Origin of the sequence: Nocardia sp. NPDC056100 (genome assembly GCF_042266325.1) — a bacterium.
Lineage (GTDB): Bacteria > Actinomycetota > Actinomycetes > Mycobacteriales > Mycobacteriaceae > Nocardia.
Window position 1 is genome coordinate 334,920 of sequence record NZ_JBHJVY010000006.1, and the last position, 22,611, is coordinate 357,530.

The window sequence follows — 22,611 nt, forward strand, 5'->3', positions numbered from 1 at the left end:
ACCGCCGCCGACCCCCGGCGGCACGGAAGGGAACCGCCATGCCGGAGATGATCGCGGTATACGACGCCGCGGGCCGCGAGATCGGCGCCGAGGATCGCGCCGTCGTCTACACCGAAGGTCTCTGGCACGCCAGCGCGGGTGTCCTGGTTCGTTCCCTGGACGGCACCCGCGTCTACGTCCACCGCCGCACCGACACCAAATCCGTCTTCGCCGGTATGCACGACTGCCTCGCCGGCGGCGTCCTGGACCCCGGCGAAGATCCCGCCGAAGCCGCCATCCGCGAACTGGGCGAAGAACTCGGCATCCACCTCACCCCCGCCGACCCGCGCCCCACTCCCCTGATCACCTCATCCTGGGACGGCGAATGGGCCGGAATCCCCATGCGCTGCCACCTGTTCGCCTACGAGGTCCACTCCGACGGCCCCTTCACCCATCAACCCTCCGAAGTAGCCGACGCCTGGTGGTGGACCGATGTCGAACTCCGCACCCACCTGGCCGATCCCACCTGGCCCTTCGTCCCCGACACCCGCACCCTCATCCCCCACCTGCTGCGCTGAGCGGCATGGTCCCGACATGAGGACGGCCCCTTACGAATCCCGCGCGATTCGTAAGGGGCCGTTCGCGTTTCCGCGAGTTACTGGCCGGTGCTGCCGGTGAACAGACCCTGGAGGGTCTTGATCAGTACCTGGGCCAGGAAGTCCGAGGCGGATCCGGACACGCGTTACTCCTCATCTATGAAATGACATGTCGACATGTGAAGCATGCACGATTCACTTTGGTTGGTGAATGATTTTCGAGAGAAAAGCATCGCCTGTCGACGGGCGCACCAAGTAGAACCTGTTCCAGCTGGGGTTATTTGAGAACAGGCGAAGAGTGAGGTATCTCACAAGATCTAACCGGAGGAGGCCGACGAACCGGCCCAGGCGGCGAAGGCGCCCGGATTGCGGGTTTGCAGCAGGACGCGGCCGGGGCCGACGAAGTCGAAGACGAAGCCTTCGCCGGATTTGAGGGATTGCAGCGAGCGGCCCGAGACTGCGCGGCGGATGGTGAAGTTCATGGCGAGGTCGTAGGCGACGACGTGGCCGGTATCGATGGTGACCGGTTCACCGGGGGCCAGATCGATGACGTCGATCGCGCCGAAGACGCCCAGCACCACCTCGCCGTCGCCGTGCGCGCGCAGGCCGAAACCGCCCTCACCACCGAAGAGATTGGCCAGGCCACCCCATTTGGCCTCGACGGTGACCGCGTGCGAATTCGCGATCCAGCCGCCGCGGCTGATGAAGTACGGGCGGTCCTGGGTGATGGAGAGCGAGAGCATGTCACCGGGGAGCGCGGGCGCGACATCGACCCAGCCGCCCGCGGCGGGCGCGGTGAAAGTGGACACGAAGAACGATTCGCCCGCGAGCACCGACCGCTTGAGTCCGGCGATGATGCCGCCTTCGGCCTTGGCGGCCAAGGTAACTCCGGCGGAGTGCGCCACCATGGCACCGCTCTCGACCCGCATGGGCTCACCGCCCGCGAGGAAGCAGCGGGCGATGGTCGACGACGGATTGTGCCGCAGTTGAACCTTCATGTGCGCCAAGTTAGCAGCGAAAACCCGGGGCAGGGGTGTGATCCCGGCGCGTTGGCGCGAGCAGTCCGGTGAACCACCCCCGCGCGCGGCCGGGAGGTGGAATGATGCCGACCGCATAGTCCGATCACTATGCGGTCCGAAGCGCAATCCGCGAATGAAGGAGATCCCGACCGGTGAATACCGAACCGCACGCGCAGACCGTCGACGGCGATACCGCCCGGCAGCCCCGCCGTATCCGCCTCGAACGCAAGGCGCTTCGGCGGGTCGGCCTGCTCGGGCTGACCATCGCGGTCGCCCTGCTGGTCACCGGACGGGCTCAGGCCGCCCCCGCGCCGCGGTTCGAGACCGCCCCCGGCTGCAACCCCGCCGCGAGCGGACAGCCGAACGGTTTGAAGTGGCAGAGCGAGCCGGGCATGACGATCGACCAGAACGCCGCGTACACCGCGGATCTGGCGACCAACTGCGGCACGGTCACCGTCGCCCTGGACGCCGCCCGCGCACCGCATACGGTGAACTCCTTCGTATTCCTGGCCCAGCAGCAGTATTTCGATCACACCACCTGCCACCGCCTGACCACCCAGGGCATCTTCGTACTGCAGTGCGGGGATCCGACTGCCACCGGCACCGGCGGTCCGGGCTACAAGTTCACCGATGAGAACCTCGCGGGCGCAACCTATCCCGCGGGCACGCTCGCGATGGCCAACTCCGGCCCGAACACCAATGGCAGCCAGTTCTTCCTGGTGTACAAGGATTCTCAGCTGCCCCCGAACTACACCCCGTTCGGCAAGGTCACCGGCGGCCTGGACGTGCTGCAGAACATCGCGGCCGCCGGGGTGGCGGACGGATCCGGCGACGGTGCGCCCGCCGCCGGAGTCACCCTCGACACCGTCTCCGAGAACCGGAACTGACCGGATTCACCCCAGCCGCAACATAGTCGGCCACTCGCGCGACCACGGTGCGCGCGGGTGGTCGCAGCGCCGGATGGTGATATCGCGGGTGACGCCCGGAATCCCCAGTCGCGCATCGGCTCTGCCGATATCGCTGACCTGCTCGCACCGCGAGCGCGGTTCACCGCCGTCACCGCCGACCCAGATCACCGTGGTGGCATCATCCGGCGGTGTGCCGAAGTAACCGAACCCTCGATTGGGAGAGTAAACGGGCGGCAGTCCATGCTTGGCCCGATCCAGGTCCAATGCGCTTGCCTGCCAGTAGGAATCGGTGATGATCACCGCATGCTCCCGCTCCGGCGCGGGCAGCGCCTGATAGGCGGCCTCGGTCGCCTGTGCCAGGTCCTCCCAGCCGAACCGGCCGTATACGCTCAGGCTCATCCACGCATCCTGTTCGGACGCAGCGGGTTTCACCTTCGATTCCGGTTGCAGCGGCAGCGTCAGCGCGAGGACCGCCACCGACACCACCGCCAGCGCGCCACCCACCCAGCGCCGCCACCCGGCGATACCGTGGCGAGTGGCGAAGACCGCACCGGCCGCCATCACCGCGGCGTAGCAGCCGACCACGTAATACGCACGGCCGCCGGTGATCACGAAGGCGATGGTCAGCAGTACCGGCACCAGCCCGAGGAACCGGTAGGGCCGCAGCTCGGGCATGCGCAGCAGCGCCACGATGCCGCCCAGCAGCAATACCGCGCCCAGTACGCCCGCCGAGGCGAGGGCCATGGGCACGAACATCGCGCGCCCGCCGATATCGGCCTGTTCGGATGCCACCTGCGCACCCATGCCCAACTGCGGCCAGTCGTGCCGGGCCTGCCAGATCAGGCTGGGCACCATGGTCACCGCGACACCGGCCGCACCCGCCCACAGCACCGGACGGCGCAGCAGCTCGCGCGGCCCGAAACAGAGCACCCCGATGGCGATCGCGCCCCACAGGAACGGGACGAGCCATTTCACCTGCAGATCCAGTGCGGTCACCACTGCCGCCCACAGCAGCAGACTGTCCTGCCGAGTGCGCACCCAGCGGATCACCAGCCAGCTGATGAACACCCAGAACGCGGTGTCGATGCTGTTGGTGGACAACTGGGTTCCCTGCACCAGCAGAAACGGCGAGGTGAGATAGGCCAGGGCGGTGAGCGCCTGCGCCGCGCGGGAGCCGCCGAGTTCGCGGGCGATCAGCGCGCTCACCACCAGGGCCGCCACGGTGAGCAGCACCGACGGAAGCCGCAGCGCCACCATCGATCCCGGTGCGAGCAGATCCATGAACCAGGCGATGGCGGGCACCAGCGGCCCCTGATCGGCGTAGCTCACCGCGAGCCGATGCCCGGCCGAGACGAAATACAGTTCATCGCCGAAGAATCCGTACTGGCCCAGGGTGGCCAGCAGCGCCAGCGCGCCGATCGCGGCGATGGCGCTCACCCAGCCGAGCGCGAACGGCGGTAGCTCATCCGCCGAATCCTGCCGTGTCACTTCGATATCCAGTGTTCTTGTCATTACTCCCCCGGTTTGCCCGTAGCCAGATCGAAAATGCGGCACACGTGTGCCGCGTACGCACGCGCGTCGAAATCCGGTTCATTGATGACCCGCCCGCCGGTGCCGTCGATGGCATCGCGAATGGATTTCGCCATCAGAATCGGATCGAAATCCCCGAACTCGCCCTCGCGCTGTCCTTCTCGCAGCATGTCCGCGATGGGCCGCAGGATCTCCCGCGCGCTCTCCACGTTCACGAACCGCGATTTGCCCTCGGCGTCACGCAGATTGAGCACCACATCGGTCATGGCGGCCACATAGCGCTTATTGGCGGCGATGAACTCCAGATTGGATTCGATGTACGCCAGCACCTTGCCGCGCCAGCCCGGCGCGGCACCGATGATCGGGGTCATGTACTCCGCCCCGGAGACATACAGCTGGATGACCAGCTGCGTCATCAGATCGTCCTTACCGTCGAAGTGGTAGGAGATGACACCCTTCGAGATTCCGGCGTGTTTGGCGATCCGAGCCAGTGAGGCATTGCCGTAGCCGAATTCGGAGATCACTTCGACGGCCGCGGCGATGATCTGCCGCCGCCGCGCCTCCTCGATGAACGACCTCGGCTGACCGTCTGGCTCATTTTCTGACCGCACGGCCAAATTTTATGACAGACGGTCAACCGAAGGGAAGCCCCAGAAAACAGGGGTGCCCGCCGCCCCGAGCGCGAAGCGCGGGACGACGGGCACGATCAAGCCGGTGAGCTGGCTATTTACCGCCCTCGGTCAGGGTCACCGGCTGTGCGGTGTACCCGCTGCCGGTCACATCCAGACCCTGCGACTTCAGCAGATCGAGGGCCTTGGTGGCGTATTCGGTCGTATAGGCGTCCGCGTCCGGATCCTTGGTGAGCACGGTCGCGCCCTCCTGATTGCGGGCGGTCTTGGCGATCGACACCGTCCGATCCCACGCGGCCTTGTCCATCAGGCCGATGCCATTGGGCGAGGGCCAGATGAGTTTGTTGACCTCGGTGATCTGCCACTGCTGATGACTCGCGCCGAGCGTGGACCCGGCGGCGACGGTGATATCGCGGCATTTATCGACATTGTCGCGGCAGAACGCCCAACCCTCGAGCGAGGCCGCGATGAACTTCACCGTCTGATCGGCGTATTTGGTGTCCTTCAGCTTGGATGTATTGGCCCAGATGGCGTCCTGCAACATGGCCACGCCCTGATCATTCCAGTCCAGGGCGGCGAAATCGTCTGCGGTGTAGAGCTTTCCGGTGGCCGGGTTCTTGGTTTCCAGCAGCTGCGCGTACTCGTTGTACGACATGGCCTGTGCCGCATCGATATCGTGCGCGAGGAAGGCGTTCATATCGAACTGCTGCTGCACCAGTTTGACGTCCTTGGCCGGGTCGATGCCGACCTTGGTCATCCCCGCGAAGAGCTCGAACTCATTGCCGTAGCCCCAGTTTCCGACCTTCTTACCGCGCAGGTCCGCCGGAGCGTTGATGCCCGCGTTCTTGAACGACACCTGTTTGGTGCCCGACCGCTGGAAGATCTGCGCCACATCGGTGATGCCCGCCCCCGCCTCGCGCGATGCCAGCGCCTTGGGCACCCAGGCGATGGCGTAGTCGGCCTGCCCCTGTGCGAGGACGGTCTGCGGCACGATATCGGTTCCGCCGTCGAGGATTTCGACGTCCAGACCCTGTTCCTTGTAGAAGCCCTGGTCGACGGCAGCCAGATATCCGGCGAACTGTCCCTGTTTGAACCACTGCAGTTGCAGCTTCACCTTGGTCAGACCGTCGGAGGTGGTGGTGCTGTCGGTGGTGCTGCACGCCGTCAGCGCTGCCAGGCCCAGCGCCGCGACGGCCAGACAGGCCCGGAATCGGTATTTGTGTGCGGTACTTCTCATTCGGATCTCCAGAGGGTGGTGCGGGGTCGGCGGGTGAGTTGTTCGAGCAGCAGGACCGCGGCCAGGAAGAGCAGGCCCAGCACCATGGCGGCGACCACATAGGCCCAGGCGCGGGGGTACGCGGTATTGGCCGCGGCCGAGGTGATCCGGCTGCCCAGTCCGTGCTGAAGACCGCCGAAGTATTCGGCGATGATGGCGGCGATGACCGCGCCCGGTGCGGCGATGCGCAGGCCGGTGAACAGATGCGGCAGCGCGGCGGGCAATCGCACGGTGCGGGTGATCTGCCAGCCGGTGGCGGCGTAGGCGGTCATGAGGTCGTGCTGTACGCGCGGGACCTGACGCAATCCCCGTGCGGTGCTGACGAATACGGGGAAGAACACCACGATGGCGGCGACCAGTCGGCGCGGCAGATCGGTGGTGGTCGAGTACATGGAGTTCAGCAGCGGGGCCAGCGCCACGATGGGCACGGCCGCGGCACCGGCGGCGAGTGCGCCGAGCAGTCCGCCCACCACCTCGAAGCGCACGGCCAGCATGGCGGCGGCGATTCCGAACCAGCTTCCGACGATCAGGCCGATGAGCGCATTGGTTCCGGTCGCGGTGGCGGCCTTGACGATCGCGTCGAAATTGCCGGTGAAGGCATCGGCGATCGCGGACGGTGACGGCAGCAGGAAGGACGGCACCCCGGCAGCGACGGTGAGTACCTGCCAGAGCACGAGAATGGTGATGCCGAAGAGCACCGGCGGCAGCGCGGTTCTGAGCAGTCGAGTCACCGGATATCCCGTCCCGCGGTGTCCTGGGGATCGGTGCCGTGGCCCTCGTGCAACGCGGCGCGCACGGCCGCGACCGAGGCGAAGAAGGCGTCGCTGGAGCGCACATCGGTGTCGGTATCGCGATCCCAGCCGCCGGTATCGAGGACGGCGGTGATGCGTCCGGGCCGCGGTGTCATGACCACCACGCGGTCGGAGAGGAAGACCGCTTCGGGAATCGAGTGCGTCACGAAAATGACCGCCGCGCCGGTCTCTTCGGCGATGCGCAGCAGTTCGCCCTGCATGCGTTCACGGGTCATCTCATCGAGCGCGCCGAACGGTTCGTCCATGAGCAGGAGTGGTGGTTTGCGAGCCAATGCCCGGGCGATGGCGACGCGCTGCTGCATACCGCCGGACAGTTCGGCCGGATAGCGGCGCGCGAAGTCGGTGAGTCCGGTGATCTCCAGGAGTTCGGCGCTGCGGGCGCGTCGCTCACGTTTGCCGATTCCGTGCAATTGCAGTGGGAGCTCGACGTTTTCCTGCACGGTCCGCCAGTCCAGCAGTCCCGCTTGCTGGAAGGCGATGCCGTAGTCCTGGTCCAGGCGCGCCTGCCGCGCTGTCTTACCGTGCACCACAACGGTTCCCGAACTGGGCTGTTCGAGATCGGCGACAATGCGCAGCAGCGTGGATTTACCGCATCCGGAAGGTCCGATGAGCGAGACGAATTCGCCCGCGGCGACGGTCAGGCTCACCTGTTCGAGCGCGGTCACCGCTCCGGCGGTGAAGATCTTCCCGACCGCGTCCAATTCCACGGCGGGCACGGAATCCGTTGTGGTCGATGTTTTTTCGGATAGCGAGGGTTCGACGGTCAACGGGTATCTCCTGAAGAATGACCTGGCCTGCTGTAGCGGCGCAGGGCGACCTCGGCCAGCCCCACCAGCGCGGTGAGCACCACTCCGAGCAGCGCCGCCGCGATGACCGCCGCGTACAACCGGGCCGCATTACCGGTGGACTGCTGCGAGAAAACGATGATCTGGCGGCCGATACCGCCCGCGGTGCCGGTGGATATCTCGGCCACCACCACCCCGATCACGGCGGCGGCCGCGCCCAATCGAAGTGCGGGCAGCAGATACGGGACGGCGGCGGGCAGGCGCAGATGCAGTAGCGTGCGCCACCATCCGGCCGCGCAGCTGTGCAGCAGTTCAACCGAAGCCTTGGCGGGCGACTGCAAGCCGCGCAGCATGCCGATGGCGACAGGGAAGAACACCAGGTAGGCGGCGATCACCACGATGCTCATCCACGGTTTCCAGGGCTGGCCCGCGATGACCACCCGCCCGCCCCAGCCCGCGACCAGTGGCGCGAGCGCGATGAGCGGAACCGTCTGGGAGACGATCACATACGGCAGCAGTCCGCGCTCGATGACCGAGAACCGTTGCATGAGCACCGCCAGCGCGATGCCGACCACGGTGCCCAGCACCAGCGCCAGCAGCGCAAGCCCGAGGGTGAATCCGGCGGTGTGCAGCAGGGTCGCGCCGACCGACCGCTTTCCGTCCTTCTCCCCCAGTACAGTGAGCACCGCCCACACATGCGGCAGCGCGCCGTCCGAGGTGCGCGGCAGTATCCGCTGATCCCCGATGCTGACACCGTTCTCCGGCACCAGCGTTTTCACCAATTCCCATGCGGCGAGCAGCAATACGAACGCGGCGACCGGATACCCGAACGCGCGCAGCGTTGCCGCTGCGCGCACCGGGGTACCCCGTCGCATGGGCCGGACGACCGCGGCGGGTTCGAGCGCGGCCGCCGCGGTCAGCGTCGATGAATCGGTCATGCGCTGGTCGCCGTCACCGGATGGGCCAGGCGCGGTAGCACCGATTCGCCATATGCCTCGAGTGTCGAGGTCTTGGCATCGTGTTGCAGGTACACCGCGAACTGGTCGACGCCGAGGGCTTCCAGTTCCCGCAGCCGCACCAGGTGTTCATCAGGTGTGCCGAGGATGCAGAAGCGGTCCACGATGGCATCGGGGACGAAGTCCGCGTGCGTATTTCCCGCCCGCCCGTGCTGGTTGTAGTCGTAACCCTGCCGCCCCGCGATGTATTCGGTCAGCGCGGCCGGAATCTCGCTGTCGGCACCGTATTTGGCGACGATATCGGCGACGTGATTGCCGACCATGCCGCCGAACCAACGACACTGTTCGCGTGCGTGTTTCAGCCCGGCCTCGGTGCCATCGGTGATGTACGCGGGTGCCGCGACACAGATGGTCACCTCGTTCGGGTCGCGCCCAGCGCGTTCGGCCGCCGACCGCACCCGCGCGATGGTCCACGCGGTGATATCCGGATCGGCGAGCTGGAGGATGAAGCCGTCGGCCACCTCACCGGTGAGATCCAGTGCGCGCGGACCGTATCCGGCCACCCACACCGGCAGGCGGGAATCGCCCGCCCACGGCAGTCGCACCGTGGTGTCACCGATGGTGACCGCGCGGCCATTGCCGAGTTCCCTGATGACACCGATGGATTCGCGCAGCGTCGCCAGATTCGACGGCCGCCCGCCCAGCGTGCGCACCGCCGAATCACCGCGTCCGATACCGCAGATGGTGCGATTGCCGAACATCTCGTTGAGGGTGGCGAAGGTCGAGGCGGTGACCGTCCAATCCCGCGTCGCCGGATTGGTCACCATGGGCCCGACCACGACTTTGCGGGTCACGGCCAGGATTTGGCTGTAGATGACGTACGGCTCCTGCCACAGCAGATGCGAGTCGAATGTCCACACGTGCGAGAACCCGTGCGTCTCGGCCACTCTCGCGAGTTCGACCACCCGTGACGCGGGCGGCGTGCATTGCAGCACCACTCCGATATCCATCCCGCACACTCCCTTCGCGTCAGATGAGGTTCTGTGACAGTGCGCGTTTGACGAACCGGCCGTGTCCGGCCGCACCCAGGTACTGTCCGCCGTCGACGATCACCCGGCCGCGCGAGAGCACCGTGTCCACGTGTCCGTCGATCTCGAAGCCCTCGTAGGCGGAGTAATCCATATTCATGTGATGGGTCTTGTCCACCCCGATGCTGGTGTGCCCGTTGGGGTCGTAGATCACCACGTCGGCGTCCGCACCGGGGCTGATGATGCCCTTGCGCGGGTACATGCCGAACATGCGCGCGGGTGTGGTGCAGCAGATCTCCACCCACTTCTCCAGCGAGATGCGGCCGTCCTTGACGCCCTGGAACATCAGATCCATTCGATGTTCGACACCGCCGATGCCATTGGGGATCTTGCTGAAATCGCCCAGCCCCAGCTCTTTCTGGCCCTTCATGCAGAACGGGCAGTGATCGGTGGCGACATTGGCGACGTCACCGGTGCGGATATACCGCCACAGCTCGTCCTGATGCCCTTCCTCTCGCGAGCGCAGCGGCGTCGAGCACACCCATTTCGCGCCCTCGAAACCCGGTGCGCCCAACTGCTCTTCGAGCGAGAGGTAGAGGTATTGGGGGCAGGTCTCACCGAAAACGTTCTGCCCCTTACCGCGTGCGGTGGCGATCTGTTCCAGGGCCTGTTTCGCCGAGACGTGCACCACGTACAGCGGCGCACCGGTCACATTCGCCAGCATGATGGCGCGGTGCGTGGCCTCCTCCTCCAATTGCCAAGGGCGACTGGTGCCGTGGAAGTACGGTGCGGTGTCACCGCGCGCGATCGACTGTTCGACGAGCACATCGATGGCGATTCCGTTCTCCGCGTGCATCATCAGCACCGCGCCCAGGTCACCGGCGGTCTGCATGGCGCGCAGGATCTGCCCGTCATCGGAGTAGAAGACGCCCGGGTAGGCCATGAACAGTTTGAAACTGGTGACGCCCTCGGACACCAATTCGCTCATGCCCTTGAGGGATTCGGCATTGACGTCGCCGATGATCTGGTGGAAGCCGTAATCGATGGCGCACTGCCCAGCGGCCTTCCGATGCCACAGCTCGAGGCTGTCCTGAACGCGCTCACCGGGTTTCTGGATGGCGAAGTCCACGAAGGTGGTGGTGCCGCCCCAGGCGGCGGCGCGACTGCCGGTCTCGAAGGTGTCCGAGGCTTCGGTGCCGCCGAACGGCATCTGCATATGCGTATGCGCGTCCACACCACCGGGAATCACGTATTTGCCGGTGGCGTCGATCACCGTATCGGAGGCGGCGGCCAGATCGGTGCCGAGCGCGGTACTGCCCGGTTGTACAACGGCCGCAATGGTTTCCCCGTCGATGAGTACGTCGAGGAGTTGGGAACCGGTGGGCGACACCACCGTTCCGCCGTGAATGAATGTGCGCGTCATCAGGGGTTCACCAGCGGTCCGTAGGCGTCCGGGCGGCGGTCGCGGTAGAAGGCCCAGCGATCGCGCACCACCTTGATCAGATCCATATCGAGATCGCGCACCACCAGTTCCGGGCTGGTGTCCGAGGCGACCTCACCGACGAATTTGCCTTCCGGATCGACGAAATAGCTGGTGCCGTAGAAATCGTCATCGCCGAGTTCTTCGATGCCGACCCGGTTGATCGCGCCGATGTAGTACTCGTTGGCCACCGCCGAGGCGGGCTGTTCCAGCTTCCAGAGATAACTCGACAGTCCGCGCGAGGTGGCCGAGGGATTGAAGACGATCTCCGCGCCCGCCAGGCCCAGCGCCCGCCAGCCCTCCGGGAAATGCCGGTCGTAGCAGATGTAGACGCCGACCTTGCCGACCGCGGTATCGAAGACCGGCCAGCCCGAATTGCCGGGGCGGAAGTAGAACTTCTCCCAGAACCCCTTGACCTGCGGAATATGGTGCTTGCGGTATTTGCCGAGGTAGCTGCCGTCGGCGTCGATGACGGCCGCGGTGTTGTACAGCAGTCCCGACTGCTCCTGCTCGTACACCGGCAGCACCATCACCATGCCCAGCTCGCGCGCCAGCGCGGCGAATCGGTCCACCGTGGGGCCGGGCACGGATTCGGCGTAGTCGTAGAACTTGGCATCCTGGACCTGGCAGAAATACGGCCCGTAGAACAGCTCCTGGAAGCAGATCACCTTCGCCCCGGCCGCAGCGGCCTGCCGCGCATAGTCCTCATGCGCCTTGATCATGGACTCTTTGTCGCCGGTCCAGTTCGTCTGGACCAGCGCAGCTCGAACGATTGCCATACTTTGTGATACTGCACCCGAAACGAATTTCGTTGTGTTACATGTTGACGGAAACAGTTTCGTGACCGTAAATCTTGCGGACCGCACCCGTCACCCGGCATGCGCCAACGCAGAATGAAAGCGTGACAACGGAACTCGGCCCCACGGTCCCGGACGACGCGCCCAGCGCCGATCCGGCCCCGGCCGGTCCGGAGGCCATCGAATTCCTGTCAGGGGTGCACGACCGCACCGCCGCGGGCATCGCCGCAGCCGTCAGCCGCCGCATTCGGTCCGGTGCGCTGGCACCGGGCACCCGGCTGCCCACGGTCCGCGAGGTGTCCCGGGTGCTGAAGGTGTCACCCGCCACTGTCAATCAGGCTTGGCGCGCCCTGGCCGCGGCGGGCGCGATTCGCGCGCGCGGACGCGCCGGGACCTTCGTCGCCACCCTGCCGCAACCGATCCCGGTCACCGCCGCGGGCCGCTATCAGCGCCTGCATTCACACTCGGACAACAACTTTCGCATCGACCTCTCGCGCGGTGTCCCCGATCCGGCGCTACTGCCCGATCTGACGGCGGCCCTGCGCGCCCTGGGCGGCGAGGACGCCATCGATGATCTCTCCGCCACCTACCTGGGCGAGGCCGTGCTGCCCGAACTGGAAGCCACGGTGCGCGCCGACTGGCCCATGCGCGCCGAACGCTTCACCGTGCTGGACGGTGCATTGGACGCCATCGACCGCCTGCTCACCGCCCACATCCACCTCGGCGACGCGGTACTGGTCGAGAACCCCTGCTTCCCGCCGTTCCTCGACCTGCTCTCCCGCATCGGCGCACGCCCCATCCCCCTCCGCATGGACGAATCCGGTCCGCTGCCCGCCGATCTCGCCGAATCCCTCCCCCGTCACTCCCCGGTGGCGCTGTTACTCCAGCCCCGAGCCCAAAACCCCACCGGCGCTTCTCTTTCCGCGACCCGGGTCCGCGAACTCGCGGACATCCTCACCGCGTCCCCCCTGCTCGTCATCGAGGACGATCACTCCGACGGCATCGCCCACACCCCCGTCCGCTCGCTCGGCAGCCGCCTGCCCACCCACACCGTCCACATCCGCTCCTACTCCAAATCCCACGGCGCGGACCTGCGCCTCGCGGTCGCGGGCGGCCCCGCCGCCTACCTCGACCCCATCATCGAACGCCGCATGCTCGGCCCCGGCTGGACCAGCCGCCTCCTGCAGCGCGTCCTGCTCCACATGCTCACCGACGACACCGCCCGCACCACCGTGGCCACCGCCCGCACCACCTACCGCACCCGAGCCACCGCCCTGCGCAAAGCCCTGCACCGCCACCACCTCCCGGTCACCCGAGGCGACGGCATCAACCTCTGGCTCCCCGTCACCGACGAGAACGCCGCCATGATCTCCCTCGCCGCCGCGGGCATCAAAGCCGCCCCCGGCGGCCCCTTCGAGGTGACCGACCACCCCGACACCGACCACCTCCGCCTCACCATCGCCACCCTGCCGCTCACCGAAATCGACTCCCTGGCAGCGCGATTGGCGGTCGCCGCGGTCGCCGCCCCTGCCTATCGGCGCATTCGGCGAATGTGACGGAAGCCCTTCTCCAACGAACTCAAGGGAATAGCCTTATAGCGCTGACTTTTTCGACATTGTCGGCACATTGCTGAGAGTTGCCACGCTCGTCAGAGCAGGGGGAAGAATGAACGTCAAGCGCGAACTAGCCTTTGGAATCATCGTCGCAGCATCTTCGATATTTCTGTCCGCCAACGTCGCATACGCGGATCCGAACTCGCCTACCGATCCGTGCGTCATAGAGCCACAACTCTGCGCACTTAGCGGAGCTGTGCAGGACGGATCGGATCAGCAGCGACGACTGGACGAACAAGCCAACAATTGGAACCGATAGTCAGCAGACACACTGTCAGGATCGGTACGACCACACGACGATATCCCCGACAACGAAGGTCATCGAATCAGGCGTTCAGGGCCGCGAGGATGGCGGGGCGGGCCTTCCAGAGTTCGGCTTCCCAGTACTTCCAGGTGTGGATGCCGGAGGCGGGGAAGTCGAAGGTGGCGGGGATGCCGAGGGAATTCAGGCGGGCCTGGAAGGATCTGGTGTTGACCAGGGCCACCGCTTCGATGCCCATGCTCACACCGGTGTCGAAGACCTGGGCCACGCTGGCGGGGCGATCGTCGGGGCCGGGGAGGGCGCTGCCCGCGGAGATGTACATGGGGAGGTTCTTCAGCTGGGGTGCGAAGACGAAGGGGTCCATGCGCAGCCAGGCGGGGCTCCAGGGGGCGGCCATGGCGTCGATGTTGTATGCGCCCCAGCGCAATACGGCCACGCGAACGGCTTCGCGCATACCGGGGGCGGAGATGTTCAGGGCTCCGGAGAAGGTACCGGCGAATTTGAACTGGTCACGGTGGAAGGCGGCGAGCATGAGCGCGGCACCGCCGCTCATGGACAGGCCGACCACGGCGTTATTGGTGCGCGAGACGCCGTAACCGGCGAGGAAATCGGGAAGTTCCTTGGTGAGGAAGGTTTCCCAGCGATAGGTGTACTTCTGGCCGTTGGTATTGCTGGCCGAGGCCCAGTCGGTGTAGAAGCTGGATTGGCCGCCCACCGGCATCACCAGGGTGACATCGTCGTCGCCGAACTGTTGCAGCGCATTGGTTTCGAAGGACCAGGCGTTGCGATCGTCCCGGGCCGCCATACCGTCGAGCAGATACAGCGCCGAGCCGCCACCGCGTTTGGCCCACTGCACCTGCACCTTGACCGGGCCCATACTCGACGGAACCATCAATTCCTCGAAGCCGCCGGCGGGCGCGCGATGCACCGGACCCGATATCGGTGCGGCCGATGCCGTCGGCGGGGCGGCCACCGCGGCCGCGAGCGGAATGGCAAGAGCCGCCGCGCTTATCGCGAGCAGGCGTGCGGAATCGAAACGCATCGGGACTTCCCCTCCAGGTGCCCATCATCCGGTCATGCAGCCAAATACGCTGCACACCAGCAGAACTCGTTCACTCGACAATCCCCCGACGGTCGAGGTAGACCGTATGCGATACCTCGGGTTATGACAACACGAACATCACGATGCAACGTTTGCCGGGGCGCGCACGATGGATGATCGACGCCGTATGGCATTCGAATTCGATGGAGGGGTAGTGCAGACAAGCGTTCGAAACATCACCCGCCTCGCCGCCACCGCGGCCGCGACCGGAACGGCCCTGGCCTTCGGCGCGGGCGTGGCGGCGGCCGATGACTGGCCGCAGCAGCAGCCGAACAGCCCGATCTACGTGATCGAGACCAAGAACTTCCTGACACCCACCGATATCGGGTACTGGAATCCGCTCGATTCCAGCCCCCGGCTCACCTCCCCGTACGGCACCAGCACGCGGATCGTGTGCACCGGATTCCACGGTGTGTCCACGGGCTGCTGGCAGGCCGACGCGGACGGCAACCCGCACAAGCTGATCGCGCTGCCGTTCAACTTCCCGTCCTTCACCGGATCGGGCGCGCCGGGTGGCGGCGCCAGCCATTACGTCTACCCGGGATTCATTCCGGGCAGCGGTTAGGCCACCGCCAGCACCTCATCGCGGGCGAGCAGATCGGCGTAGAAACCGTTGCGCGCCAGCAATTCCGCGTGCGTACCGCGCTCCACCACGCGACCGTGATCGAGCACCACGATCTGATCGGCATTGCGGATGGTGGAGAGCCGGTGCGCGATGGTGATCGTCGTGCGGCCCTGCGACAGCGCGTCGATGGCGGCCTGGACCTCGCGTTCGGTGCGGGTGTCCAGGGCGCTGGTGGCCTCGTCCAGCACCAGGATCGGCGGGTTGCGCAGGATGGCGCGCGCCACCGCCAGGCGCTGTTTCTCACCGCCGGAGAAGCGGTAACCGCGTTCGCCGACCTTGGTGTCATAGCCGTCCGGCAGCGAAGCGATGTGCTCGTGGATCTGGGCGGCGCGCGCGGCGGCGTACAGTTCCTCGTCCGTCGCATCGGGTTTGGCGAAGCGCAGATTCTCCGCGACCGAGGCGTGGAACAGGTAGGTCTCCTGGGAGACCACGCCGACGGTGGCGGACAGATCCGCGAAACTCAAGTCCCGCACATCGATTCCGTCGACGGTGACCGCACCCGTGCTCGCGTCGTACAGCCGCGCGGCCAGGTAGCCGAGAGTCGTCTTGCCCGAACCGGTTTCGCCGACGATCGCCAGGCTGGTCCCGGCGGGAACGCTGATATCGATATCGTTCAGCACATTCCGATCGGCGGGATCGTAGGCGAACCCGACCCTGTCGAACCGCACCGCGCCGGTCACGCCCGCGGCGGGCAGCGCCACCGGATGCTCCGGTTCGGCGATTTCCGGTCGCAGATCCAGATATTCGAAGATCCGCCCGAACAGCGCCAGCGAACTCTGCACCTCCACACCGGTGGACAGCAGCATGACCGCGGGCCGCAGCAATCCGGCCTGCAAGGTGGTGAACGCCACCAGCGTGCCGATGGACACCAGCGGATGTCCCGCCGCGACGGTCAATCCCGCCGCCCAATAGACGACCGCGGGCATGGCCGCCATCACGATGGTGATGGTCGACTGCCGCCACCGGCCCGCCATATTGGAGCGAATCTCCAAGTCCACCAGGCCCCGTGACTCACGGGAGAAATCATCGACCAGTGCGGGCGAGCGACCCATGGTGCGGCCCAACAGGATTCCGCTCACCGACAGCGATTCCTCGACGATCGCGGACATGCCGGCGAGTTGCTTCTGCCGCTCCCCGGTGATGCGGCGGCGCTCGGAACCGACTCTGCGACTGATCCATACGAAGAACGGCAGCATGAGCAGCGATACCAGGGTGAGCCGCCAGTCCAGCGCGAACATGGCGATCACGGCGGCGAACACCGAGGTGAAATTGGAGATCAGCGAGGTCGCGGTCGAGGTGACCGTCGATTGCATCCCGCCGATGTCATTGGCGATGCGCGATTGCACCTCACCGGTGCGGGTCGCGGTGAAGAACGCGAGCGGCATGGACTGCAACCGCGAATAGACCGCCGTCCGCAGATCATGCATGACCTGCTGGCCGACCGCGGTCGACAGATAGGTCTGCCAGACGCCGAACACGGCGGTGAGCGCCGCGACGGCGATCATGCCCGCCGCCAGCGCGGTCAGCAGTCCGGTGCGCCCCTCGGGCAGCGCGGTATCGATGACCCCGCGCACCATGAACGGCGAGGCCAGTCCCACGATCGAGGACAGGCCGACCAGCACGCCGACGACGGCGAGCCGGGAACGATAGGGATGGAACAGCCGGAGTATCCGGCGAAGTTCGGATCGGGCAGCCATAGGCGCCTCCTTCCAACGGGAATCTCTCCCCATAACTGAGCTAGACTCACAATTATTCCACATGACAGTGAGCTATGCTCAGCAATATGGAGAAGGTATCCGAAGGCGACCTGCCCGACCTGTTCCTGCGCACCGCCAAACGCATCCGGCACAGTCAGATGGCCAACCTCGCCCCCCTGGGCCTGACGCCCGCCCAGGCCCGCGCGCTGCGCACCCTGAGCCGCGCGGGCGAACCCCTGCGCATGTCCGACCTCGCCGAGCGCCTGGGCATCGTCCCGCGCTCCGCCACCACCGTCGTGGACGCCCTGGAAGCCGCGGGCCTGCTCACCCGCACCCCCGACCCCACCAACCGCCGCGCCACACTTGTAGAACTCACCGACGCGGGCCGCACCCTGCTCACCCGCATGTCCGAGGCCCGCGTCCAAGCCGCCCGCGACCTCTTCTCGACCCTGTCCCCCGACCGCCGCGAAACCCTGCGCGACATCCTCGCCGAACTCGACACCGCGAATACCCCCGCACGCCAGGGCTGATCACATACGACAAGGGCCGCACCCTCGAATGAGAGTGCGGCCCTTGTCGATTCGATCCTTACAGGTACTGACCCGTATTCGACTCGGTGTCGATGGCGCGGCTGGCGGAGGCGTTCTTGCCCGTCACCAGGGTGCGGATGTAGACGATCCGCTCGCCCTTCTTGCCCGAGATACGAGCCCAGTCATCGGGATTGGTGGTGTTGGGCAGATCCTCGTTCTCAGCGAACTCGTCGACGATGGAGTCGTAGAGGTGCTGAATGCGCAGACCCGGGTTGCCCGATTCCAGAACCGATTTGATGGCGTACTTCTTGGAGCGGTCCACGATGTTCTGAATCATGGCGCCGGAGTTGAAGTCCTTGAAGTACAGGACTTCCTTGTCACCGTTGGCATAGGTGACCTCCAGGAAGCGGTTGTCCTCGCTCTCGGCGTACATCCGATCCACCACCCGCTCGATCATGGCCTTCACGCACTTGGCGCGCTCACCATCGAATTCGGCGAGATCGTCCGCGTGCAGCGGCAGCGTCTCGGTGAGGTACTTGGAGAAGATGTCCTGTGCCGCTTCGGCATCCGGGCGCTCGATCTTGATCTTCACGTCCAGGCGGCCGGGCCGCAGAATGGCCGGGTCGATCATGTCCTCGCGGTTGGAGGCGCCGATGACGATGACGTTCTCCAGGCCCTCGACGCCGTCGATCTCCGAAAGCAGCTGCGGCACAACGGTGGTCTCCACATCGGAGGAGACACCCGAACCGCGGGTGCGGAAGATCGAATCCATCTCGTCGAAGAACACGATCACGGGGGTGCCCTCGGAAGCCTTCTCCCGAGCCCGCTGGAAGATGATCCGAATATGACGCTCGGTCTCACCGACGAACTTGTTCAAAAGCTCGGGGCCCTTGATGTTCAGGAAGAACGACTTGGCTTCCTTGGCATCCTCACCGCGCGCCTCGGCGATCTTCTTGGCCAGCGAATTCGCCACAGCCTTGGCGATCAACGTCTTACCGCAACCGGGAGGGCCGTAGAGCAGCACACCCTTGGGCGGCCGCAGCGCGTACTCGCGGAACAGATCCTTGTGCAGGAAAGGCAATTCCACCGCATCGCGGATCTGCTCGATCTGGCGCCCGAGGCCGCCGATATCGTGGTAATCGACATCGGGCACCTCCTCCAGCACGAGATCCTCGACCTCTGCCTTGGGGATTCGCTCGAAGGCGAAACCGGCCTTGGTATCGACCAGCAGCGAATCACCCGGGCGCAGTTTGCGAATGGGGCGATCCGGATCTTCCATATCGTCCACGTCGACGAGCGCGGAGAGCGGGCCGGACAGCCACACCACTCGCTCCTCGTCGGCATGACCGACAACCAGTGCTCGACGGCCGTCGTCGAGAATCTCGCGCAGCGTGCCGATTTCGCCGATTGATTCGAACTTGCCGGCCTCGACCACGGTCAGTGCCTCGTTGAGGCGCACGGTTTGACCGTAGATGAGGGTGGCGGTATCGATATTCGGCGAGCACGTCAAGCGCATCTTGCGTCCTGAGGTGAACACGTCGACCGTCTGATCGTCATATACACCAAGCAGAACGCCGTAACCGCTCGGTGGCTGACCGAGCCGATCGACTTCCTCACGGAGAGCGACGAGTTGCTGTCGCGCTTCCTTGAGGGTGTCCATGAGTTTGGTGTTGCGAATTGTCAGCGAATCAACGCGCGCTTCCAATTCCCGTGAGCGATCCGGCGAGTCGGCGAGTTGCCTCCGGAGTGCAGCCGCCTCGGCGCGGACGGCCTCGAGTTCCCTCCAGGCCGCCGAGTCCGAATGTTCGTTGGGGCTCATGATGCTGCTCCTCCCAGTCCCGGTCTATCAACGCTACCGGGCGATACTCGTTCTCGCTTTCCGACATGGTTTCGTCGTGATCACATCTAGGCTGCGGCTAGCGGACCGGACGGACATGTTAGCCTGCCCTAACATGTTTCCGGTGAGTTAATCACCGGCCGATCCGAAAGGGTGCCGTTGATGCTCCTTCCCACCAGTCGAACTTCTGGTATGCGCAACGCCTCGCGGACGCTTCGTGTTTCCGTGGCTACCGTTGCGGCGGCCCTCGCCGTTACCGCAACCCTGGCTGGCTGCGGCTCCGATGACAAGACCTCCACCGACTCCGCGGCCACCACCTCGGCCGCGGTGACCAAGGCGGCCACCGCGCCCGCACCGACCGCCGAGCAGCTCCAGGGCGTGCTGACCGCGTTCGCGGATCCGGCGAAACCCGCCGCGGACAAGGCGAAACTCGTTGTCGACGGGGACAAGCGGATCTCACTCATCGAGACAATGAACCAGGGTCTGGCGCATTACGCGGTGTCTTTCACCGTCGGCGAAATCAAGCAGACCGGCGATAAGGCCGATGTGAAGGTGTCGGTCGTATCCCCGCACGGCACCATGGCCGATGTGCCGATGTCGTTCCAGTACGTGGACGGCACCTGGAAGCTCGCCGATTCCGGCGCGTGCACCATCCTCGGTATGGCGCGCGCCGCCTGTCAGCCGTAATACCCAGCAGTAACCGCTCCGATCGAAAGGCTCGACCGCCCATGCTCGCTCGCTCCGCCCGCATCACCCTGGCCGCCCTCGGCGCGAGTCTCGCGCTCGTCTCGGGTGCGGGATTCGCCAACGCCGACTCCCCCGCGCCCTCGCCGGAGGAGTTGCAGTCCACCCTGGAACGCTTCGTCGACCCGAATATCGCCACGGTCGACAAGGAGCAGCTCATGGTGGGCGGCGATCGGCGCGCGAGCAATATCGACACCATGACCTCGAAGCTCGGCAATTACGGCAAGATCGGCTTCGGCGTCTCGAACATCCAGGTCGACGGCGATAACGCCAATGCCTCGGTCGCGGTCATCTCCCCGCACGGCACCATGCCGGGCGTGCCGATGTCCTGGCAGCACACCGCCGCGGGCTGGCAGCTCTCGGAGAGCACCGCGTGCACCATCCTGTCGATGGGCCGCGCTCCCTGCTGATGCGCACGGGGTGAAAACCCGCACGGGCTGAAAAACTCTCGGCCCGGAACACACGAATGTGCCCCCTTTCCAAGCGGAAAGGGGGCACATCGTGTTGAAAAGCATGCGAGGCAGGCCGATTCGCGGTGTCAGCCCTTACCGGCGCGACGCTGCGGCTTGGGCGCGACCACACCGTCGGCGAGGCGGCGGGCGGTCACCAGGAACGCGGTGTGACCCTGCATGCGATGCTCCGGGCGCACGGCCAGGCCGACCACATGCCAGCCGCGGACCATGGATTCCCAGGCGCGGGGTTCGGTCCAGCATTCCTGGCGGCGCAGATGCTCGACCACCTCGGACATCTGCGTGGTGGTGGCCACGTAGACCATCAGCACACCGCCGGGGACCAGCGCCTTGGCGACCGCGTCCAGGGTGTCCCAGGGCTTGAGCATGTCCAGGATGACCCGGTCCACCTGCGGACCGGAGTACTCGGCGACATCGCCGAGGGTCAGTTCCCAGTTGTCCGGGCGCTCACCGAAGAAGCGCTCGACATTGCGGACGGCGTGTTCGGCGTGATCCTCGCGGATCTCCCAGGACACGACCTTGCCCTCCGGGCCGACCGCGCGCAGCAGCGAACAGGTCAGCGCGCCGGAGCCCGCGCCCGCCTCGAGCACGGTCGCGCCGGGGAAGATATCGCCCTCGTGCACGATCTGCGCGGCGTCCTTGGGGTAGATGACCGCCGCGCCGCGCGGCATGGACAGCACGTAGTCGGTCAGCAGCGGCCGCAGCGCGAGGTAGGCGGTGTTCTTGGCGGAGGTGACCACACTGCCCTCATCCGCGCCGATCAGATCGTCGTGGGCGATCTCGCCCGCATGCGTGTGGAAGGTGCCGCCCTGCGCCAGGATCACGGTGAACTTGCGTCCCTTGGCGTCGGTCAGCTGCACCCGGTCGCCGATCTGGAAAGGCCCGGTCCGTCTGGCCGTCATGAATCTCCGTTCTGGTTCGACCCCGGCGCATGCCGAAAGTCGCTGCGATTTTGCTGCGTGAATCAGGTTCGCACCTTGTCGGTGCCTGCGTTTAGCCTGCCAGGTATGTCGGTACCCGCGATCACTACCCCGGACTCAGCGGGCGCCCAGCCGCGCAGGCTCGCACTCTCACCTTCGCGCGCAATGGATTTCAAACAGTGCCCGCTCAAGTATCGGCTACGTGCGATAGACAAGATCCCGGAGGCCCCCGCCCGGGTCGCGGTGCGCGGCACGCTCGTGCACGCGGTGCTCGAGGCGCTCTTCGGACTGCCCGCGCCCGAACGCGATCTGGCACACGCCGGTGATCTGATCGCGCCCGCCTGGACCCGCCTGCTGGAATCGCGCCCCGAAACCGTCGACCTGATAGCCGAAGAGGAACTGCCCGGCTTCCTGGCCGAGGCGTACGACCTGGTGCGGGTCTACTTCAACCTCGAGGATCCCACCGCCTTCGAACCGCAATCGCTCGAGGCGTTCATCGAGACCGATCTGCCCGATGGCACTCCGCTGCGCGGTTTCGTGGATCGAATCGACCGGTCTCCCGATGGATTACTGCACGTCATCGACTACAAGACCGGCCGCTCCCCCAGTCCGGAACGCGAAACCCGGGCGCTGTTCCAGCTCAAGTTCTACGCCCTGGTGCTGATGCGCACGCTCGGCGCGGCCCCGGCCGAACTTCGGCTCATGTACCTCGCCGATGAACAGACCCTGAGCTATGAACCCGATGCCGAAGAGTTGCTACGGTTCGAGCGCATTGTCTCCGCGCTCTGGCAGGCCATCGAATCCGCCTCCAAGACAGGCGATTTCCCGCCGAGCCGATCCTGGCTCTGTCAGTACTGCGATTTCAAGCCGCTGTGCCCGGAGTTCGGCGGCACCCCGCCGCCGTATCCGGCCATCGCCGCACCCGACACCATCACCGTCCTCACCGAAACGGCCGACTGAGCATCGAAGACAGCCTCGCCCGCCGCGAAAGCGCGGCGGGCGAGGCTATTTCGGCT

Annotated in this window: 22 protein-coding genes; 8 read left to right on the forward strand and 14 right to left on the reverse strand. The window is 65.9% G+C overall.

Translation table 11 applies throughout. The features are described from left to right. Positions 1 to 38: 38 nt before the first annotated feature. Positions 39 to 557 carry an NUDIX domain-containing protein gene (locus ACFC0O_RS40645; RefSeq protein WP_375967555.1) on the forward strand — a complete coding sequence of 173 codons (519 nt, stop codon included), beginning with the start codon at positions 39 to 41 and terminating at the stop codon, positions 555 to 557. Between the two features lie 335 nt (positions 558 to 892). Here ACFC0O_RS40645 and ACFC0O_RS40650 read toward each other — a convergent pair whose 3' ends face one another. Continuing rightward, positions 893 to 1,573, reverse strand: coding sequence for a TIGR00266 family protein (locus ACFC0O_RS40650; protein ID WP_375967556.1), 681 nt, complete (start codon positions 1,571 to 1,573; stop codon positions 893 to 895). Positions 1,574 to 1,746: 173 nt separating this feature from the next. Here ACFC0O_RS40650 and ACFC0O_RS40655 point away from each other — a divergent pair, with 173 nt between their 5' ends. Continuing rightward, positions 1,747 to 2,481: a peptidylprolyl isomerase gene (locus tag ACFC0O_RS40655; protein WP_375967557.1), complete on the forward strand. Its 735-nt coding sequence runs from the start codon at positions 1,747 to 1,749 to the stop codon at positions 2,479 to 2,481. A 6-nt stretch (positions 2,482 to 2,487) separates the two neighbouring features. Here the strand turns inward: ACFC0O_RS40655 and ACFC0O_RS40660 are convergent, their stop codons facing one another. From ACFC0O_RS40660 to ACFC0O_RS40700, 9 genes are all read right to left on the reverse strand, one after another. After that, positions 2,488 to 4,014, reverse strand: a complete 1,527-nt coding sequence (locus ACFC0O_RS40660; RefSeq protein ID WP_375967559.1) for an ArnT family glycosyltransferase — start codon at positions 4,012 to 4,014, stop codon at positions 2,488 to 2,490. Beyond that, positions 4,014 to 4,643 (reverse strand): TetR/AcrR family transcriptional regulator, encoded by a 630-nt coding sequence (locus ACFC0O_RS40665; RefSeq protein WP_364633963.1) that lies wholly within the window; start codon positions 4,641 to 4,643, stop codon positions 4,014 to 4,016. The genes ACFC0O_RS40660 and ACFC0O_RS40665 overlap by 1 nt, the downstream gene beginning before the upstream one ends. A 112-nt stretch (positions 4,644 to 4,755) precedes the next feature. Continuing rightward, positions 4,756 to 5,898 (reverse strand): ABC transporter substrate-binding protein, encoded by a 1,143-nt coding sequence (locus tag ACFC0O_RS40670; protein ID WP_375967560.1) that lies wholly within the window; start codon positions 5,896 to 5,898, stop codon positions 4,756 to 4,758. Continuing rightward, positions 5,895 to 6,668 (reverse strand): ABC transporter permease subunit, encoded by a 774-nt coding sequence (locus ACFC0O_RS40675; protein WP_364633960.1) that lies wholly within the window; start codon positions 6,666 to 6,668, stop codon positions 5,895 to 5,897. Before ACFC0O_RS40675 ends, ACFC0O_RS40670 begins: the two co-directional genes overlap by 4 nt. Then, positions 6,665 to 7,516: an ABC transporter ATP-binding protein gene (locus ACFC0O_RS40680; RefSeq protein WP_375967561.1), complete on the reverse strand. Its 852-nt coding sequence runs from the start codon at positions 7,514 to 7,516 to the stop codon at positions 6,665 to 6,667. The genes ACFC0O_RS40675 and ACFC0O_RS40680 overlap by 4 nt, the downstream gene beginning before the upstream one ends. Then, entirely contained in the window at positions 7,513 to 8,472 is a 960-nt protein-coding gene (locus tag ACFC0O_RS40685; RefSeq protein WP_375967562.1) for an ABC transporter permease, read from the reverse strand. The genes ACFC0O_RS40680 and ACFC0O_RS40685 overlap by 4 nt, the downstream gene beginning before the upstream one ends. Beyond that, entirely contained in the window at positions 8,469 to 9,500 is a 1,032-nt protein-coding gene (locus ACFC0O_RS40690) for a TIGR03842 family LLM class F420-dependent oxidoreductase (protein WP_375967564.1), read from the reverse strand. Before ACFC0O_RS40690 ends, ACFC0O_RS40685 begins: the two co-directional genes overlap by 4 nt. A 19-nt stretch (positions 9,501 to 9,519) precedes the next feature. Continuing rightward, on the reverse strand, positions 9,520 to 10,941 hold the full coding sequence (gene hydA, locus ACFC0O_RS40695) for a dihydropyrimidinase (protein WP_375967566.1): 1,422 nt from the start codon (positions 10,939 to 10,941) through the stop codon (positions 9,520 to 9,522). Next, positions 10,941 to 11,777, reverse strand: coding sequence for a nitrilase-related carbon-nitrogen hydrolase (locus tag ACFC0O_RS40700; protein ID WP_364633950.1), 837 nt, complete (start codon positions 11,775 to 11,777; stop codon positions 10,941 to 10,943). The genes hydA and ACFC0O_RS40700 overlap by 1 nt, the downstream gene beginning before the upstream one ends. Positions 11,778 to 11,899: 122 nt before the next feature. Here ACFC0O_RS40700 and ACFC0O_RS40705 point away from each other — a divergent pair, with 122 nt between their 5' ends. Further along, positions 11,900 to 13,351 carry a PLP-dependent aminotransferase family protein gene (locus ACFC0O_RS40705; RefSeq protein ID WP_375967568.1) on the forward strand — a complete coding sequence of 484 codons (1,452 nt, stop codon included), beginning with the start codon at positions 11,900 to 11,902 and terminating at the stop codon, positions 13,349 to 13,351. A gap of 383 nt (positions 13,352 to 13,734) precedes the next feature. Here ACFC0O_RS40705 and ACFC0O_RS40710 read toward each other — a convergent pair whose 3' ends face one another. After that, on the reverse strand, positions 13,735 to 14,712 hold the full coding sequence (locus ACFC0O_RS40710; RefSeq protein WP_375967569.1) for an alpha/beta hydrolase: 978 nt from the start codon (positions 14,710 to 14,712) through the stop codon (positions 13,735 to 13,737). Positions 14,713 to 14,926: 214 nt separating this feature from the next. Here ACFC0O_RS40710 and ACFC0O_RS40715 point away from each other — a divergent pair, with 214 nt between their 5' ends. Then, positions 14,927 to 15,337 (forward strand): hypothetical protein, encoded by a 411-nt coding sequence (locus tag ACFC0O_RS40715; protein ID WP_364633944.1) that lies wholly within the window; start codon positions 14,927 to 14,929, stop codon positions 15,335 to 15,337. Here the strand turns inward: ACFC0O_RS40715 and ACFC0O_RS40720 are convergent. Continuing rightward, positions 15,334 to 17,094, reverse strand: coding sequence for an ABC transporter ATP-binding protein (locus ACFC0O_RS40720; RefSeq protein ID WP_375967570.1), 1,761 nt, complete (start codon positions 17,092 to 17,094; stop codon positions 15,334 to 15,336). The genes ACFC0O_RS40715 and ACFC0O_RS40720 overlap by 4 nt on opposite strands. A gap of 86 nt (positions 17,095 to 17,180) precedes the next feature. Here ACFC0O_RS40720 and ACFC0O_RS40725 point away from each other — a divergent pair, with 86 nt between their 5' ends. Next, positions 17,181 to 17,624: a MarR family winged helix-turn-helix transcriptional regulator gene (locus ACFC0O_RS40725; protein ID WP_375967571.1), complete on the forward strand. Its 444-nt coding sequence runs from the start codon at positions 17,181 to 17,183 to the stop codon at positions 17,622 to 17,624. Between the two features lie 58 nt (positions 17,625 to 17,682). Here ACFC0O_RS40725 and arc read toward each other — a convergent pair whose 3' ends face one another. Next, positions 17,683 to 19,443, reverse strand: a complete 1,761-nt coding sequence (arc, locus tag ACFC0O_RS40730; protein ID WP_375967573.1) for a proteasome ATPase — start codon at positions 19,441 to 19,443, stop codon at positions 17,683 to 17,685. Between the two features lie 243 nt (positions 19,444 to 19,686). On the opposite strand from arc, the gene ACFC0O_RS40735 reads away from it, so the two are divergent. Both ACFC0O_RS40735 and ACFC0O_RS40740 read left to right on the forward strand, forming a co-directional pair. Further along, positions 19,687 to 20,148 (forward strand): hypothetical protein, encoded by a 462-nt coding sequence (locus tag ACFC0O_RS40735; protein WP_375967574.1) that lies wholly within the window; start codon positions 19,687 to 19,689, stop codon positions 20,146 to 20,148. A 41-nt stretch (positions 20,149 to 20,189) separates the two neighbouring features. Beyond that, positions 20,190 to 20,615: a hypothetical protein gene (locus ACFC0O_RS40740; protein ID WP_375967576.1), complete on the forward strand. Its 426-nt coding sequence runs from the start codon at positions 20,190 to 20,192 to the stop codon at positions 20,613 to 20,615. A gap of 128 nt (positions 20,616 to 20,743) precedes the next feature. On the opposite strand, the gene ACFC0O_RS40745 is transcribed toward ACFC0O_RS40740, so the two are convergent. Further along, the gene (locus ACFC0O_RS40745; RefSeq protein WP_364633927.1) at positions 20,744 to 21,577 is read right to left on the reverse strand and encodes a tRNA (adenine-N1)-methyltransferase; all 834 of its coding nucleotides are present in this window, start codon (positions 21,575 to 21,577) and stop codon (positions 20,744 to 20,746) included. Between the two features lie 105 nt (positions 21,578 to 21,682). On the opposite strand from ACFC0O_RS40745, the gene ACFC0O_RS40750 reads away from it, so the two are divergent. Next, positions 21,683 to 22,555, forward strand: coding sequence for a RecB family exonuclease (locus ACFC0O_RS40750; protein WP_375967578.1), 873 nt, complete (start codon positions 21,683 to 21,685; stop codon positions 22,553 to 22,555). Positions 22,556 to 22,611 lie beyond the last annotated feature (56 nt).